This window comes from Sorangium sp. So ce281 (assembly GCF_051527395.1).
In the GTDB taxonomy this organism is placed as follows: domain Bacteria; phylum Myxococcota_A; class Polyangia; order Polyangiales; family Polyangiaceae; genus Sorangium; species Sorangium cellulosum_B.
The window spans coordinates 4,724,218-4,740,231 of sequence record NZ_CP150322.1; the positions used below are offsets into that span (position 1 = coordinate 4,724,218).

14 protein-coding genes are annotated in these 16,014 nt (G+C 71.6%); 9 read left to right on the forward strand and 5 right to left on the reverse strand.

The window, feature by feature from the left end; translation table 11 throughout:
• Positions 1 to 221: 221 nt before the first annotated feature.
• The 4 genes from WMF27_RS17820 to WMF27_RS17835 all read left to right on the forward strand — a co-directional run bounded on the left by WMF27_RS17820 (position 222) and on the right by WMF27_RS17835 (position 5,602).
• A complete protein-coding gene (locus WMF27_RS17820; RefSeq protein WP_437767681.1) occupies positions 222 to 887 on the forward strand; it encodes a hypothetical protein in 666 nt (221 codons plus the stop codon).
• Between the two features lie 212 nt (positions 888 to 1,099).
• A complete protein-coding gene (locus tag WMF27_RS17825; RefSeq protein WP_437767680.1) occupies positions 1,100 to 2,938 on the forward strand; it encodes an OmpA family protein in 1,839 nt (612 codons plus the stop codon).
• A 251-nt stretch (positions 2,939 to 3,189) separates the two neighbouring features.
• A complete protein-coding gene (locus WMF27_RS17830; protein WP_437767679.1) occupies positions 3,190 to 4,689 on the forward strand; it encodes a hypothetical protein in 1,500 nt (499 codons plus the stop codon).
• 139 nt (positions 4,690 to 4,828) lie between these two features.
• On the forward strand, positions 4,829 to 5,602 hold the full coding sequence (locus WMF27_RS17835; protein WP_437767678.1) for a PP2C family protein-serine/threonine phosphatase: 774 nt from the start codon (positions 4,829 to 4,831) through the stop codon (positions 5,600 to 5,602).
• 61 nt (positions 5,603 to 5,663) lie between these two features.
• Here the strand turns inward: WMF27_RS17835 and WMF27_RS17840 are convergent, their stop codons facing one another.
• Together WMF27_RS17840 and WMF27_RS17845 are read right to left on the reverse strand one after the other, a co-directional pair.
• Positions 5,664 to 6,725: an EfeM/EfeO family lipoprotein gene (locus WMF27_RS17840; protein ID WP_437767677.1), complete on the reverse strand. Its 1,062-nt coding sequence runs from the start codon at positions 6,723 to 6,725 to the stop codon at positions 5,664 to 5,666.
• Between the two features lie 81 nt (positions 6,726 to 6,806).
• Positions 6,807 to 8,039: a di-heme oxidoredictase family protein gene (locus tag WMF27_RS17845; protein WP_437767676.1), complete on the reverse strand. Its 1,233-nt coding sequence runs from the start codon at positions 8,037 to 8,039 to the stop codon at positions 6,807 to 6,809.
• Between the two features lie 182 nt (positions 8,040 to 8,221).
• Here WMF27_RS17845 and WMF27_RS17850 point away from each other — a divergent pair, with 182 nt between their 5' ends.
• Positions 8,222 to 9,007, forward strand: a complete 786-nt coding sequence (locus tag WMF27_RS17850; protein WP_437767675.1) for a hypothetical protein — start codon at positions 8,222 to 8,224, stop codon at positions 9,005 to 9,007.
• Between the two features lie 36 nt (positions 9,008 to 9,043).
• Here the strand turns inward: WMF27_RS17850 and WMF27_RS17855 are convergent, their stop codons facing one another.
• A complete protein-coding gene (locus tag WMF27_RS17855) occupies positions 9,044 to 10,585 on the reverse strand; it encodes a PGRS family protein (RefSeq protein WP_437767674.1) in 1,542 nt (513 codons plus the stop codon).
• Between the two features lie 306 nt (positions 10,586 to 10,891).
• Here WMF27_RS17855 and WMF27_RS17860 point away from each other — a divergent pair, with 306 nt between their 5' ends.
• Positions 10,892 to 11,377: a hypothetical protein gene (locus tag WMF27_RS17860; RefSeq protein ID WP_437767673.1), complete on the forward strand. Its 486-nt coding sequence runs from the start codon at positions 10,892 to 10,894 to the stop codon at positions 11,375 to 11,377.
• Positions 11,378 to 11,425: 48 nt separating this feature from the next.
• On the opposite strand, the gene WMF27_RS17865 is transcribed toward WMF27_RS17860, so the two are convergent.
• Positions 11,426 to 13,285, reverse strand: coding sequence for an acyl-CoA dehydrogenase (locus tag WMF27_RS17865; RefSeq protein ID WP_437767672.1), 1,860 nt, complete (start codon positions 13,283 to 13,285; stop codon positions 11,426 to 11,428).
• A 259-nt stretch (positions 13,286 to 13,544) separates the two neighbouring features.
• Here WMF27_RS17865 and greB point away from each other — a divergent pair, with 259 nt between their 5' ends.
• Together greB and gloA are read left to right on the forward strand one after the other, a co-directional pair.
• Positions 13,545 to 14,018 carry a transcription elongation factor GreB gene (gene greB / locus WMF27_RS17870; protein WP_437767671.1) on the forward strand — a complete coding sequence of 158 codons (474 nt, stop codon included), beginning with the start codon at positions 13,545 to 13,547 and terminating at the stop codon, positions 14,016 to 14,018.
• 45 nt (positions 14,019 to 14,063) lie between these two features.
• A complete protein-coding gene (gene gloA, locus WMF27_RS17875) occupies positions 14,064 to 14,459 on the forward strand; it encodes a lactoylglutathione lyase (RefSeq protein WP_437767670.1) in 396 nt (131 codons plus the stop codon).
• Positions 14,460 to 14,612: 153 nt separating this feature from the next.
• Here gloA and WMF27_RS17880 read toward each other — a convergent pair whose 3' ends face one another.
• Positions 14,613 to 15,530: a hypothetical protein gene (locus WMF27_RS17880; RefSeq protein ID WP_437767669.1), complete on the reverse strand. Its 918-nt coding sequence runs from the start codon at positions 15,528 to 15,530 to the stop codon at positions 14,613 to 14,615.
• 170 nt (positions 15,531 to 15,700) lie between these two features.
• Here WMF27_RS17880 and WMF27_RS17885 point away from each other — a divergent pair, with 170 nt between their 5' ends.
• Positions 15,701 to 16,009 carry a YciI family protein gene (locus tag WMF27_RS17885; protein WP_437767668.1) on the forward strand — a complete coding sequence of 103 codons (309 nt, stop codon included), beginning with the start codon at positions 15,701 to 15,703 and terminating at the stop codon, positions 16,007 to 16,009.
• Positions 16,010 to 16,014: the final 5 nt, after the last annotated feature.

Consider the following 16,014-nt stretch of genomic DNA (forward strand, 5'->3'; position numbering starts at 1 on the left):
CCTGAGAGCTACGCCCGGCGAGCGCGACGGCTCCTCGCCGACGCAGCCGTCCGATATCGTCAATCTTGGATAGCGAGGTGCAGATTCGTGTGATACGGGCTCAGCCGCCAGGCAGGCGAGTGAGGCGTACGAGAGTACGCCTCAACGAGCCGAACGACGCGGATGAGCCCGCGGCGCACGAAGATGCGCCCCGCCATAACGGAGCTTCAAGGAGGACCCTCATGCAGGCATCTCGGTGGATCGCGGTGTGGATGGCGATGGGCGCACTCGTCATCGCCGGTACGGGCGCGGGATGCGGAGGTGACGACGCCACGGGGGACGCGACGACCTCGAGCTCGACGACGACCACCACCACGGGTGAGGGCGGCACGAGCAGCGCAGGGACGGGCGGCGCTGGCGGCGAGGGCGCGGGCGGCTCGGGCGGCTCGGGAACAGGCGGCGCCGGCGGTGCGGGAACGGGCGGCGCGGGCGGCTCAGGCGGCGCGGGCGGCTCAGGCGGCGCGGGCGGCTCAGGCGGCGCGGGAGCAGGCGGCTCCAGCGGCGCTGGCGGCACGTCGGGCGAGAGCTTCAATTTCACCCTCCGCGGCACCGGTTATGTTCCCGCCTACACCGCTGGTGACATGGTCTACGTGGCCATCGTCGCTGCCGGCGATGCCGCGCCGGCGCTGAGCGCGTCGGACGCGATCGAGGCCGACGGCACGTTCAGTGTGACGGGGCAGATACCCGGCGACAAAGCGTACAAGATGCACTGGTACGTGGACCTTTCCCAGAATGGGACTTGCGACGCGGCTCCCACGGATCACGTCTGGACACAGGACATCCCCACCGTCACGGCGGATATCACGCGCAGCGTCGTACCCAACAGCGCCTTCGGCGACTGTCCGTGACGCGCCGCGCTCGGCCATCCCATCGTCGTTGATCGTCCCTGGCGCGGCGCGCCCTCTGCGCACCGTCGTCCTGTCGCCAGGACAGTGACCACGTCGAACGCGGCGCGAGCGGGTCGCAGGCCGCCTCCTGGACCTCGCCCAGGATCGCCGCGGTCAGGGAAGAAATGCGGATGTTGCCCCCCGCCACGCGCCCCCGCTATCGTGCCCGGCCGATGAGGTCTTCCTCCGTCGCAGCGGTCGCGTCCACGGCCGTCCTCATGACGCTCGCCGGCGCCTCGCGCGGTCAATCCACCGGTGGGTTCTCCCTCGACCGGTTCGAGCCGGCGCCCGCTGGAGACGCCTTCTTTGGCGTGCCCTCTCCGGCCGCTCCCGGCCACCTCGCGCCGCGCGCCTACGTGATGCTGGATTACGCCCACCGCCCCATCCACACCAGCGGCGACACCCCCGTCGACCTCGTCTCCTCGCAGACGTTCCTCCGCCTCGACGCCTCGCTCGCGCTGTGGGATCGCCTGCTGCTCTCGATCGACGCGCCGCTCGCCGTCGCGCAGGGCGGCCACGACCCAGGCATCCCCGGCGTCGAGTTCACCGAGCTGACGGCGCCCGAGCTCGGCGACCTCCGCTTCGGCGCGCGCTTCCGCGTGCTCGGGGAAGACGCAGGCCCGTTCCAGCTCGGGATCGGCGGCTACCTGTTCGCGCCCACCGGCTCGCCGGCGCAGTACACCGGCGACGCGGAGACCCGCGGCGCCGTCCACGCGAGCCTCGGCGGGCGCGTCGGCTCGGCGGGCGCGTCGCTCGGCTTCCTGTGGAGCGCGAGCGGCGGCGTCGAGCTCGGGGGCGGCCCCAACCGGCCGCAGCTGTTCACGTTCGGTGGCGCCGCGGGGCTCCTGATCGCCGACGATCTCCTCCAGCTCGGCGCCGAGGCGTACGGCGGCGCGCCGCTCGGCGACGAGGTCCTGCTCTCGAGCACGCCGGTGCAGCGCGACGGGGCCAGCGTCAACGCCGAGCTGCTCTTCGGCGCCAAGCTGCGCGTCCTCGACGGCCTCACGCTCGGCGCCGCGGTCGGCCCGGGCCTCACGAGCGCCATCGGCACACCGCCGGTCCGCGCGGTCGGCATGGTCGGCTGGACGCCGCTCCCGAAGCCGGCCCCGGATCGCGCCCAGGCCGCCGCCGTCGCGGGCGACAAGGACGACGACGGCATCAACGACGACATCGACGCCTGCCCTGACGTGAAGGGCGATCCTTCGCCCGATCGCGCGAAGGACGGATGTCCTCCGGCGGATCGCGACGGGGACACGGTGCTCGACATCGACGACGCGTGCCCGAACACCCCGGGAGCCCGCAGCGCCGACGCCACGGAGAACGGCTGCCCCGAGGACTCGGACGACGACGGCTTCCACGACGGCATCGACGCCTGCCCCAGCGTGCGCGGCGGGGCGAGCGACGACCCGAAGAAGGTCGGCTGCCCTGGCGACGCGGACGGCGACGGCATCGCCGACGCCTCGGACGCCTGCCCCAGGGTCAAGGGGCCGGCGAACCGGGACCCGAAGCAGAACGGCTGCCCGGACGATCCGGATGGAGACGGCGTGCGCGGCGCCGCGGACGCCTGCCCGAACGAGCGGGGGCCCTCCGACCCTGATCCACGACAGAACGGCTGCCCCAGGTTCGTTCGCGTCAACGCCGACGAGATCAGGACGTCCAAGCCGGTGCAGTTCGTCGTCTACGGCAAGTCGCGCGCCGAGACGGTCGATCCCATCTCCGACGAGATCCTGTACGAGGTGCGCGACGCCATCCAGCAGAACCCGGACATCGAGCTCGTCGAGGTGCAAGGCCACACCGACGACAACGGGACCGAGGAGTACAACCTCCACCTGTCGCAGCAGCGCGCGGACGCGGTCCTCTCGTGGCTCGTGTCCGCCGGGGTGCCCCGGGAGAAGCTCGTCGCCAAGGGCTACGGCTTCGAGCAGCCGCTCGGGGACAACCGCGTCAAGACAGGGCGCCAGAAGAACCGCCGCGTGCAGTTCGTGATCGTCAAGCGCAAGGGAAAGCCCTAGCGAGCAAGCGGCGGCGGCGTGGTGCAACGACCACGACCACGAGCGACACAACGCCCAAGACACCACAAATCCCGACAGCCGCCCAGACGCGCAGACGTCAATACCTCGCAGTTCGGGGCGATCGCAGCGCCGCGGCACGTCACGCTGCGCCGCGCCCGCATGCGCCTCCGCCATCACCCGACCCCAGGCCGTGACCGTTCCCTGACGGCCGTGGACGGGCGCGTGTGTCACCTTATCGAATGCTCCATACGGTGGCGATCTCAGATATCCATCTTTGCGAGCTCGAGCCGGGTGACGGCCTGTGGATGCGCTACCGTCAGGCTCCTTACTCCCCCGACAGCGAGGTCGCGGCGATGCTGGACGCGCTCCGGGACGAGATGAGGCAGGGCACGGCGCGCGGCGCGGGGCGCGATGAGCTCACGCTCGTGCTCAACGGCGATGTGTTCGACTTCGATGCGCCGCGCGTGATCGACCAGCAGAGCGTCTTTCACGATCTCCCCCGCAGCGCGGAGCACGCGGTCCCGGCGATGGAGGCGATCCTCGCGGACCACCCTGTGTTCATCGAGGCGCTCGGTCGCGTCGTCGCGGACGGGCACACCGTCGTGTTCATCTCCGGCAACCACGACGTCCAGCTCACGTTGCCCGAGGTGCGCGACCTGGTCCGGGCCCGCGTCGTCGATGCGGCGCTCGCCGCGCAGAGCGACGCGCCGCCCTCCAGCGCCCCGCGCGCGACGCTGGGCGCGCGCGTCGTGTTTCGCGCGTGGTTCCACAAGACGCCCGACGGCATCATCGTGGAGCACGGCAACCAGTACGACGCGTATTGCAGCTACCGCTATCCGATGGTCCCGTTCGGGCGTAAACCGGGCGAGATCCAGCCCACCATGGGCTCGCTCGTGTGCCGGCTGCTCGTGTCGCGGATGGGCTACTTCAACCCGCACGTGGACGCCTCGTTCATGCTGTCCGCGTTCGGGTACTTCGCGCACTGGGCGCGTTACTACATGTTCTCCAGCCGCTCGCTCGCGGGGGCGTGGGCGCTCGGCGCGCTCCGCACGCTCCTCGAGCTCGTGCGCCGGCGCGAGCCGGAGCGGCGCGCTCGCCTGCGCGAGTGCCTCGCCGCCGCGGCGCAGGAGACGGGCGCCCCGCTCCGCGCCGTGGCCCGTCACGCCCGCCTGTTCGCGCCCCCGGCCGAGGATCGGCTGGGGCTCGTCGCGCGCGAGCTGTGGCTCGACCGGGCCGCGCTGGCGCTGCTCGCGGTCGCGGTGGCGCTCGTGTGGCTGCTGCTCGCTCCGCTCTGGCTCGCGCCGGCGGCGCTCGTCGCGCCGGCGGCGCTCATCGTCTACGAGCGCCTCGTGCCGAAGCTCCCGCTCGACGCGACGTGGCAGCGCGTCAGTCGCGCCGCGCGCCACGTCGCCCGCGCCCATCGCGCCAGAGCGGTCGTCTTCGGCCACACGCACACGCCCGAGGGCACCTGGGAGGGCGGGCTGTTCTTCGGCAACACCGGCTCGTGGTCCGCCGCCTTCGAGGACGTGGCCTGCACCAAGCCGATCTTCGCCGCGCGCCCCCTGGTCTGGCTGAGGTCCGAGCCGGTGGCGGGCAGCGCCGCGCGCCTCTCGGGGGGCCTCGTGACCTGGAAGAGCGGCCGCTTCGAGGCCCTCACGGCCAGCGTCCCGCCCCCTGCCGGGCAGCGCAGCGAGCCGCACGGCGCCCATCCGCCTCTCCAGTCGCCAGCGACCGCCGCGCTGCGCACGTGACGCGCGTCACGCGCGTCACGTGCGTAACCCGAGCAGGCCGGCGCTCTTCACTCGAATTGAGCTCCTTCCTGACTTGCGCGAGGCGTCCCGCCGCTGGATGCTCCCGGCACGACACGCCTCCCGCCGACGAGGAAGCTCTGTGAACCCCCCGCTCCACATCGAAGCCGCCGGTGACAGCCACGTTGGCCACCAGCGCGAGCACAACGAGGACAGCTTCGCGGTCGATCTGGATCTCGGCCTCTTCGTCGTCGCGGACGGCATCGGCGGCGCCGCCGGTGGGGAGGTCGCGTCACGGATGGCGGTCGACATCGTGCGCTCGTGCTGCAAGGACGGCGAGGGCGAGATCACCCAGCCGACGGGGTACGACGAGGAGGTGACGCCCCTCGAGCTGCGCCTGGTCTCGTCCATCTGGCGCGCCAACGAGCGCATCTTCGAGGTCGGGCAGCGCGACCCGCTCTGCTACGGCATGGGGACGACGTTCGCGGGCGTCTACGTCGACGGGAGCTCGGCGTGCATCGCGCACGTCGGCGACAGCCGGGTCTACCGCTACCGAAAGCGCCGGCTCGAGCGGCTCACCGAGGATCACTCGCTCTGGAACGAGCACCTGAACACCGGCGAGCAGCTGCCTGACGATGTGGATCCGCTGCTCGCCCGCAACGTCGTGACGCGCGCGCTCGGGATGGGGAAGACGGTCGACGTGGCCACGCGCGTCGAGCGGCCCGAGGCCGGAGATCTCCTGCTGATCTGCTCGGACGGGCTCTCGGGCCCGGTCTCCGAGCTGGAGATCGCCGAGCTGCTCGCGCAGGAGAGCGACCTCGCCGCGACGGCGCGGTCCCTCATCGACCGCGCCAACCAGCACGGCGGCCCCGACAACGTCACGTGCGTGCTCGTGCGGTGGAACGCCGGCGGCTGACGCGGCCGAGCGCGCCGCGCGCGCCGCGTTAGAGCGGGGCGCTGCTTCGATGGGCCCCGCTCTACGGGAGCGTCTTGATCCGGAGCAGATCGGCGGACCTCGTCATGTCGCTGGCGAGCGTGCCCGGGGTCGCGTCGTCGCTCTCGTGCTCCACGAGCGAGAACAGCTTCCCGAACGGCGTCGCGAGCTGCTCTTCGGTCGGCTCCGCCTCGCTCCACCCCTCCGGAAGCGGCGGCAGCGCGTCGCCCGCGATCGCGTCGTACGCGCTCGACAGCCGCTCGAAGCCGTCGCGCACCGCCGTGTCGACCTCCGCGCCTTCGGCGCCCTTGGTCAGGATCCACGGCCGGAAGGCCTCGTAGGTCGCCACGCCGGCCGCGACGTTCGCGCGCATGTCGGCGAGCGTGTACTGGGCGTAGCGCGACTCCTCCTCCCCGGTCGCCGCCTTGCTCGTCTTCTCCACCTGCTCGGCGATCGAGGCGATGACCCCGCGGTAGGCGGACGGCGCGTCGAGCGCGAGCGCGCCGAAATCCGATTGCATCTTCGCCGCGTCGGCCGCGAGGCGCGCGCAGAGCTCGTCCTTGAACGACGCGGCCTCGGCCTCGGTGGCAGGGAAGGCAGCCTCGCTGTAGTTATCGAGCTCAGACTCGAAGGCGAGGACGGGCTCCGGGATCGCGTCGGCCCAGAGGATGCGCTCGATGGCGTGCACGCCGGTCACCCCCTCACCGTCGAAGAGGTTGTCGTCGGCCTCGACCTCGATGAACGCGTCGTAGCGGGCATCCGTCGAGTAGTCGAGATCCGGGAAGACGACCGCGATGGCTCCTTCGATGCTCTCGTAGGCGTGCCGCGCCTTCTTCCACTCGGCCTTCATGGCATCGACGGCCTCCTTGTCGCTCGTCGCGCTCCATCCGTCGGCGTCCGGCGCGGGCGCGGCCGCCTGGAGCGCGGCCGTGGCGGCGGCGAACTGGTCGATGTTGCCCTGGATGAAGGCCTTCACGTCGGACACGGCATGCCGCTCGTGCTCCGCGTCGGTGAGCAGCGCCTCGTTGTCGCTTCCGCACGCAGGAAGCGAGAGGGCGGCGGCGGCGATGGCCAGACCGGACCGCAAGCGGGCGGGGATATGCATGATCTTCGAGCTCCTTGTCACCGCTCGCGTGGGGCGAGCGCGCGATGTGGACTGGTGCGTGTGCGCCTCGGTGGACGTCGATCAGAGCGAGCGCACGAAGTCGATGAGCGCCCCGCGATCCTCGTAGGAGAGCGCGCGGAACGCGGCGACCGAAGCGGCGGCCTCCGAGCCGGGGCCGTCGTGGAGCAAGATGGCCTGCTCGATGGTCCTGGCGCGGCCGTCGTGGAGGTACGAGGTGCTGTGGCGCACGCCGATGAGCGGCGCCGTCCGCCAGGCGACGGAGCTGGCCGACTCGTCGGCCAGCCCGTCGGCGAGATCAGGGCCGAGGTCGTGCAGGAGGAAATCCGTGTAGACCGGAGCGTCGATGTCCGCGAGCTGCGCGATCGGGTAGTCGGCGCGCGTCCTCAGCGAGGGGACATGGCAGGCGGCGCAGTCGGCCTCGGCGAAGAGCGCCTGGCCGCGCGCGTCCGCGGGCGCGCGCCTCGGGATCTCGAGCAAGCGCATGTAGTCGGCGACGGCGTTCACCGTGTCGAGGACCACGTCCTCGCCCGGCTTGGCGTCGTCCGTGAGCCCGTCGGGGTTCGGCAGCTCGTCCGGCCGGAGCGGCGAGGTGATGCCCATGTCGCCCTGGTAGGCGTCGGCCGTGAAGTCGTCGAGCGTGGCGACGCGCGCCTTGAACCCGAAGCGGCCGATGAGGTTCTCGTCGCCCTCGACGAAGGCGTTGAACGACGCGTCCCCGCTCTGCTTCGAGTGGAACACCACGCGGTTGATGCGCCCGCGGATGGCGTCGCCGCGCGCGGCCTGCTCGGTCGCGACCCGCTCGATCTCGGCGTCGTCGACCGCCTCCATGTAGCCGCGCCCGAACACCGGCGGGCCGAGGCGCTTCGAGACCTTGATCGTCGCCTCGATCTCGGGCTGCGAGAGCGTCGTCGCCCCCCCGACGGCGTAGGGCCGCAACGTGTGTCCGTAGGGGAGCCCCCCCTGATCCGCCGCCGGCGTCACGCCGTCGTCCTCGACGAGCGCCATCTTCTGGACCGCGCCCGGGCCGCGCGCGGCGCCGTCGTGACAGCCGGCGCACGCCGCGCGGATGTAGAGCGGCCCGAGGCCGTCGCGCTCGCGAAAGACGAAATCGAAGAGCGCGTCGCCGTCCTTGAACCGCGCTACCTGCTCCGCAGAAGCGTCGCGCAGCGGCACGTCGGTGAGGTCGTCGCCGATCAGCGTGATGCCAGCCAGAGGATCGTCCGGAGCGGACTCCGAGCCGCAGCCCACATTGAAGACCAGCGGGAGCGCAAGAAACGGGGCAAATCGTGACATCTCGTCGACCGGGACCGTAGCCGTAAATGAAAGTCAGCGTCAATAACCCGCGGCGGCACGCTGGCCGAGCTGGTGTGCAGGATCGCGCATGGGCGGATCCCACCGCCTTGCGAAGCGTGGCGGAGGCTCGGGCGTTACACTGCCCGAGCCGGCGCGGACGGGCTCACGCTGGAGGACAGCGGATGAAGCAGCGAGATGACGAGCGGCGCGCGGCCTCGAAGGCCCTCCGGGACGGACTGCGGGAGATCGAGCGGAACGAGGAGCGCCGCGCGGCTCACGAGGAGCTCAGCGCCGGCTGGCTCCGGTACATGGGCCCCGGCTACGGCAACGACATCTGCTCGATGTGCGGCGCGCTCCTCGATAGGGGAACGGCCTACATGCACTGCGCGCCCTGCCTGGCGACGCGCGGGATCGACGAGCAGGCGCTGCGCGGCGTGTGCGCGCAGGCGATGGCGGAGGACTGGCCGTTCCAGGATCGCCGGCTCGACGGCGGGCGCTGGGCGCGCGCGCTGATCGCGTTCTGGCGGAATCACGTCGATCCGATCGAGTCGAAGGCGATCCCGTACCGGAACAACACGCTCGAGTCTTCCTTCTACTACATGAAGCGGCGCCTCACCGAGGCGGGGGTCGCGGACATCTGGACGGTGCCTGATGAGAGCCAGCGTGGGCTCGATCCTGCGATGGTCGTGCGGGCCCGGGGCGGCGCGCTGGCGATCGGCGTCACCACCCAGCGGCGCATCGCGACGGCCGACGAGGGCGCGCACGCGCACATCGCGCTGTTCGACGAGTTCCTCCACCTCGCGGGCGCGCGGGAGGGCTTCCTGGTGGTCGAGAAGCTGAGCCGACGCGCGCGGCGCGACACGCCCGTTCGGGAGATCGTGGTGACCACCGCCGAGGGACGGCGCGTGACGCAGCTCCGCTGCATGCAGGAGGATCGGAGTTGGCCCGCGCCGGCGGCGCCGGCGTAGAGCCGGGCGCTGTCGCGGCGCGGACCTCACGCCGCGCTACTGCCGGAAACGCTGCTCGATATCGTAGATCTCTGCCGCCACGCCGTCGGCTCCGTCGTAGGTCCGGCTGGCCCCGCGCCCTCCGATCCCGGCCTCACCCAGCTCGATGGTCGTGTTCGTGAGCGAAGGCTCGATGCCCGCGTACGCGATGGCGATCGAGTGGCCGCCGAGCCCGCCGCCGCCCCGGCCGCCCTGGCCGCCCCGGCCACCGCGACCGCCAGGGCAGGCGGCGTTCAGCCCGTCGGCCTCGCCTCGGGTCCCGGCTGCCCCGTGCTCGCCGCCCTCGCCGCCCGGCTGGCCCTCGCCCCCAGCGCTGCCATTGCCGCCGCGGCCCGTCTTCAAGACCACGTCGTTCAAGGTGATAGACGCGCTCCCCACGAAGAGGGCGATGCTCACCCCGCCGGCGCCTCCGCCGCGGCCGCCGAGCCCGCCGCACCCGCCCGCGCCCCCGGCGCCTCCGCCGGCGCCGGCCGCAGAGGCCTCGAAAGGACACATCTGCGCGCCGGTGCCGCCCTTCGCGCCGCCGCCTCCTCCGCCGCCCTGGCCCCGCCTGCCCGGCGTCCCGTCGCCGGCGAGCGGGCCCGTATACCCATCCAGGAACAGATCGCCGAAGCCCGTCGCGCCGGCGCCCGGACTCCCGTCCACCCCGTCCGCGCCCGCCTGCCCCGCGGTGCAGCGCTGGGTGCTGGTCTCGCCCTTGCCGCCGTTCATCACATCGCCCGGAACCCCGCTGCTTCCATCCCCCCCGGACTCCAGGCCCCCCGTCCCTCCCGTGCCGCCGCGCGAGTCGTCCGACCGATCGTCGGGCGTACCGCAGGTGTTGTTCACGGGGAGCCCGCCGGTGACCGTCGTGGCCGAGCACGCGGCGTTGCCGAAGTTGCCGATCATCCCTTTCCCGGCAGCGCCGTCCACGAACGCCCCGCCGTTCGCCCCCGGCGCCCCGTCGCCCGCCTCGAGGATGCACCGCGTGAAATGGACAGGGACCCCGGAGCTGTTCGCGGCGATCGCGGATCTGCCTGCGAGCTCGGTGTGGGTCACCGGGATGGAGCGCGCGGTCACGTGGAAATCCTCGATCACCGCCGCGCCTTCGCCGTTATCGAACGAGAGCGGCGTCTCGCCTTCGGGAGCGGTGAGCGTGGTCTTCTTCTTGTCGCCTATCCAGCGCCAGCGGTCGTCGCAGTCGAGCCCGCCGAAGAGCCTGTGTCCCCCCGGCACGATCACCGCCTCGTCGAACGTCTGGGCGCAGATATAGATGCGCCTTCCCTTGTCCGGCGAGACCTGGAACGCCTCCGAGATCGTCCTCAGGGGCGCCCTCTGGATCCCCGCGTTGCTGTCGTCCCCCAGGGTGCTCGAGACCCACACCCCGCACTTCGAGGGGACCGTCTCGTGCTTGCTCGGAGTGCAGGCCTCGTCGGACAGCTCGTCTTCGGGGTTCCCGATCCCGATGATGTTATCCGGCTGCTCGACGCAGCCGCTCAACGCCATCGCGACCGGAATGAACCCCACTACCCATGCATCAACCTTGAATCGAATCCTCATACTATTCCTATTCCGGTCAGCCCTGCGCGTTTTCCAAGCAAAGCGACCTGCGCGTGCCGCCCGGCGCGATCGCCGCGCCTGCCCCGTCACGCACGCGCTCGTTGGCGGGCGCGGGCGCGGGCGCGGGCGCGGGCGCGGGCGCGGGCGTCGCCCGGGTGGGGGAGGGATCACCCGGGTGGGGAGGAGACGAGGCCACGGCGCGCATGAGCGCGCGGCCGCCCCGCGCCTGCCGGCGCGCGGCGTGTCGGCTCAGTTGGCCCCACCCCCAGTTGCCCATCGCCGGGTATTCCGTGCGAACATCGGCCCATGAGCGCGGAGCTGAGGGACCTCGTGCGCGAGCGGATCGAGGCCGGCGGCGGTGAGCCGATCGAAGGCGGTCGCCTCCTGCCGCTCGTCACGCTGGAGTCCGGCGCCCGGGTGGGGCTGGACGGCTCGGGCGCCTGGGTCTTCGCGCCCGAAGGCGGTGGGGCGGCTCAGGCCATCGCGCCCGAGCGCGAGCGGGCCTTCTTCGAGGTGCTGGAAACCAAGCGGGACGACTTCGACGCGAGCATCGAGGCGGCGGCGACGGCCGCGGGCCTGCCCCCCGAGGAGGTGGCCTTCTCGTTCCCCGCGGCCGACGTCGTCCGCGTGGTGCTCGCGAGAGGCCTGCCGAGCATGACGCGGCTCGCGCTCTCGTGGCTCCGGTTGACGGAGGTCCGCGCGCTCCGCGCCGAGATCATGGCCGTCTCGCGCGACCCGACGATGCCCGTGCCCGTCCGGGACCTGGCCGAGCGGCTCACGGTCCCCGCGTGAGCCCGCGCCGCGCCCCGCCCGGAGGCGGGGCCGGCGCGGGGAGGGAGGTCAGACGGTCGCGAAGGCGTCGGCCGGGATGTCGAGCGCGGACGAGTCCTCGCGCCCGAGGATCTCGGCGGAGAACTTCGCGTGCGGCAGCACGTTGGCCGCGAAGTAGAGGGCAGCGTGCTTCTTGCCCTCGTAGAAGGCGCGGTCCTTCGCGCCGGCGTCGCCGGCCGGCAGGCCCTCCATCGCCTTGAGCGCGATGACCGCGCCGTCGAGCAGGAGCCAGCCGATCGCGAGCTCGCTCATCATCTCGAGGAAGCGGTTCGCCGCGAGCGGCACCATCGGCATCTTGCCCAGCTGGAACCACGAGAGCAGCCGCATCGCGGTGCCGGCGACGGCCTCGTGCGCCTCGCGGAGCTCCTTGATGCTCGCGGCGAGGACGGGGTGCTTCTCGTTGGCCTTCACGAACTCGGCCACGTCGTTCAGGAAGGCCTGCAGGTTGACCCCGCCGCCCTGGCCGAGCTTCCGCCCGACGAGGTCCATCGCCTGGATGTGGTTCGTGCCCTCGTAGATCGAGAAGACCTTCGCGTCGCGGCAGTACTGCTCGACCGGGTAGTCCTTCGTGTACCCGGCGCCCCCGAAGGTCTGGATCGCTGTCTCGCAGACGCGGAACGCCTGGTCGGACGAGTAGGCCTTCACGAGCGGCACGAGCAGGTCGACCTGGCCCTGGTTGTAGGCGGCCGCGCGGTCGTCCTTGCCCTGGTAGACGGCGACCGCGTCCTGGTGGCGCGCGAGCTTGATGATGAGCGCGCGGATGCCCTCCACGCGGCTCTTCATGTCGAGCAGCATCCGCCGCACGTCCGGGTGATCGATGACCGGCACGCGCGGCGCGGTCGCGTCCTTCCACTGGAGGATCGACGAGCCCTGCTTGCGATCCTTCGCGTACTCGAGCGCGTTCAGGTACGCCGAGGACGCGACCGACACGCCCTGCAGGCCCACGGAGATGCGCGCGCCGTTCATCATCCGGAACATCTGCGGCATGCCCTGGTGCTCGACGGTGCCGACGAGCTCCCCGAGGCAGGCGTCGCTCTCGCCGAAGTTGAGCACGCACGTCGACGACCCGTTGATGCCCATCTTGTGCTCGATGTTGCCGACGACGACGTCGTTCGGCCCGCCAAGCGAGCCGTCGTCGTTCACCCGGACCTTGGGCACGACGAAGAGGCTGAGCCCCTTCGTGCCGGGGGGCGCGCCCTCGACGCGGGCGAGCACGAGGTGCACCACGTTCTCGGTGAGGTCCTGGTCGCCGCCGGAGATGAAGATCTTCGTGCCGCGGATGAGGTACTTGCCGTCCTTCTGCTTCACCGCGCTCGTCCGCGACGAGCCGACGTCCGACCCGGCCTGGGGCTCGGTCAGGCACATCGTCCCGCTCCACTGCCCGCCGTACATCCGCTTCAAGAAGAGATCGCGCTGCCTCGGCGTCCCGAAGTGCTCGATCACCTCGGCCGCGCCGTACGTCAGCCCGGGGTACATGTTGAGCGCCGCGTTCGCGCCGCAGAGGAACTCCTCCACCACCGTGTAGAGCGTGAAGGGACCGCCCTGACCGTCGTAGGTGGGCGAGACCGAGACCGACTTCCACCCGGCCTCATACAGCTTGTCCCACGCGTCCTTGAACCCCGGCGGGGTCTTGACCTGCCCCCCCTCGATGCGACAGCCGACCCGATCGCCGACCGCGTTGAGCGGGCCGAAGACATCGCACGCGAACTTGTACGCCTCGTCGACGACCATCCCTACCTCGTCGCGCCCCCACGCGTCGTAGGGCGCGCTGCCGAGCAGCTCGTCCAGCCGGAATTGCTCGAAGAGGAGGAAGCGGATCTCGCGGAGGTCGGCCTTGTAGCGGTTCTGGTGGGTTTGAGCGTTCGACATGGGAGACCTCCTCGTTGCCGCGGCAGGGAGGCGCTGGCAGCCGGTTCCCTTCCCGGTCTTCCGCGCAGCTGCGGCACAGTTCTGCATTCGCCTAGCATGTCGCCGCGGCGCGTCAACAGCCGTCCGCAACATGTGGAGAATCTCGTGGAGATCCATGAAGATCGGGGCATCCGAGGCGGGTCCTCGGCGGGGCCCCCGCGCCGGGATCCACGGCGTTGAACTGGCGAGCGGCGCGGCGTAGGCTCGCCCGCGATCGACCATGTCCGACCCGGCTTACATCACGCCCAGCGGGGCGAGGAGGCTGTCCGAAGAGCTCGCGCGGCTCCGCTCCGTGGAGCGGCCTCGCATCGTCCAGGAGGTCGCCGACGCGGCGGCGCAGGGCGACCGCTCCGAGAACGCCGAGTACATCTACGGGAAGAAGAAGCTGCGCGAGATCGACCGGCGGATGCACTACCTGACGAAGCGGCTGGAGAAGGCCGTCGTGGTCGATCCGTCCGAGCAGCGCGGCGACAAGGTCTTCTTCGGCGCGACGGTCGAGATCGAGGACGAGGACGGCGCGCGCCGCACGTACCAGATCGTGGGCGAGGACGAGATCGACAGCGCGGCAGGGCGCATCAGCTGGCGCTCTCCGGTCGGCCGGTCGCTCCTCGGCAGGCGCGCGGGGGATGTGATCACGGTCCGCCGCCCGGCGGGCGAGGCGGAGATGGAGCTCATCTCGGTGCGTTACGGCTGAGCGCCGCGCGGGCGCCAGGGCCGGAGGAAGGAGACGGGAATCGGCATGAGGATCTTGCACACGATGCTTCGGGTCGGCGATCTCGAGCGCTCGATCGGCTTCTACAGGGACGTGCTCGGGATGCAGCTCCTGTCGCGGCAGGACTACCCGGAGGGCAAGTTCACGCTCTGCTTCCTCGGCTACGGGAAGAACCCCGAGCACGCCGAGATCGAGCTCACGCACAACTGGGGCGTGGACAAGTACGAGCTCGGCACGGCGTACGGGCACATCGCGCTCGGGGTCGATGACATCCGCGGGGCCTGCGACCGCATCCGGGCGGCGGGCGGGAAGATCACGCGCGAGCCGGGCCCGATGAAGCACGGCAAGACCGTGATCGCGTTCGTCGAGGATCCGGACGGCTACAAGGTCGAGCTCATCGAGGAGTCGAGCCGGAGCCGGTAGCCGGAGCCGGGACTCTAGGCCGGCAGATCGAGGTCGGCGAGGCGCGCCGAGGCAGGGGAGGGCGCGTGGCAGCCGGAGGCCCAGAGGAGCCTCCGCGCTGCCCGCGCCTCGTCCCTGCCGCGCGCTCGCTTCAAGAGCGCGAGGCGCGGGAGATCAGGCGCCCACGACCGGCGCGGCGTCGTTCGCCGGCTCGGGGGACGAGAGCTCGCCGCCCTCTGCCGCGGACACCTCCTCGTCGGGCGCCTTGGCCGGCGCCTCGGACGAGGCGCTGCTCGCGGCCGCCGCGGCCTTCTCGGCGTTCGGGCGCCGGCCGCGCGGCTTCTGCAGCAGCGACGGGGCGAGGTCGCCGTCGCCGCCCTCGTGCCAGCGCAGGTACGCGACGGCGCGGCGGCACTCCTCGTACGCCTTCGCGACCAGCGAGATCGCGCGGGCGCGGCGATCGCCGGCGTCGGTGATCTTCGGCGCCGCGGACGAGCCCTTGCCGGGCTTCGCGGCGAGCGCGGCGAGGAGGCGCACGCCGAGATCCGCGGCGCGCTCGAGCTCCTCGTCCTCGACCGCCGTCTTGGCGCGGACCTTGTCCCAGGAGCCGCGGAAGAGCTCGGCCAGGGCGATGAGATCGCTCGCGAGATCCGCGTGCCCCTTGCCCTTGCGGATGTCGGCGACGCGCTGCTTGTCGAGCAGGTTCCTGTAACCGAGCGCCTCGGCCGCGACGAGGAGCCCCTCGCGCAGCGTGCCGGCCTCTTCGGTGAGCTTCTTCGCGTCGAGCTCGCTCGCGGGCGTGCTGTAGAGAAGATCGGCGTACCAGGCCGCGAGGGCGTAGTCCTCGAGCTCGTCCAGCATCGCGATCGGATGGTTCGGGAGATCCCGGACGATCTCGTCGCGGAGCTCGCGCAGGTGGGGCAGGGCGGAGAGCACGGAGCTCACGGCCCTGGGGACCTCGACGTAGACGGTCACGAGATCGTCGGGGCCGAGCTCGAGGAGCTTCGGCTCAACGCGGCCGTACGCCGCGAGCGCGGCGGCCGGCGAGGACGGGAGGACAGGAGCAGGTGCTGCTTTCGGGGGTCTCGCCATACAGGTGTCTCCAGCGGAGGGCGCGCACACTGCCAGACGGGAGCGCGAAGGGAAAGGGGGACCGCGCGATTGCCGCCGGAGGCTCGGCCGGAGGGCGCCCTGGCGCGAACAGACTCTCCGACCGGGCGCGCTGTGCTCTGGTAGATTGCCGCGCGAGGACTCACGACATCATGTACGCGATTGCGATCATTCGTTACAGGCGACCGCTCGACGAGGTGCTCCCGGCCGTCGACGCCCACCGCGCCTATCTGAAGGGGCTCATCGAGCAGGGACTCGTGCTCGTGTCAGGGCCGCTCGATCCCCGCCACGGCGGGGCGCTCCTGCTCCGGGTGCCCGACGAGGCGGCCGGGGCGACGCTGGATCGGATCCGGGACGGCGATCCCTTCACGGAGAAGGGGCTGGCGCAGTACGAGCTCCTGCCCTGGGCGCCGGTGTTCGGAAAGGAGGAGCTCGACCGGGTGTTCGCCCCGAAGCCCTGAAGGGA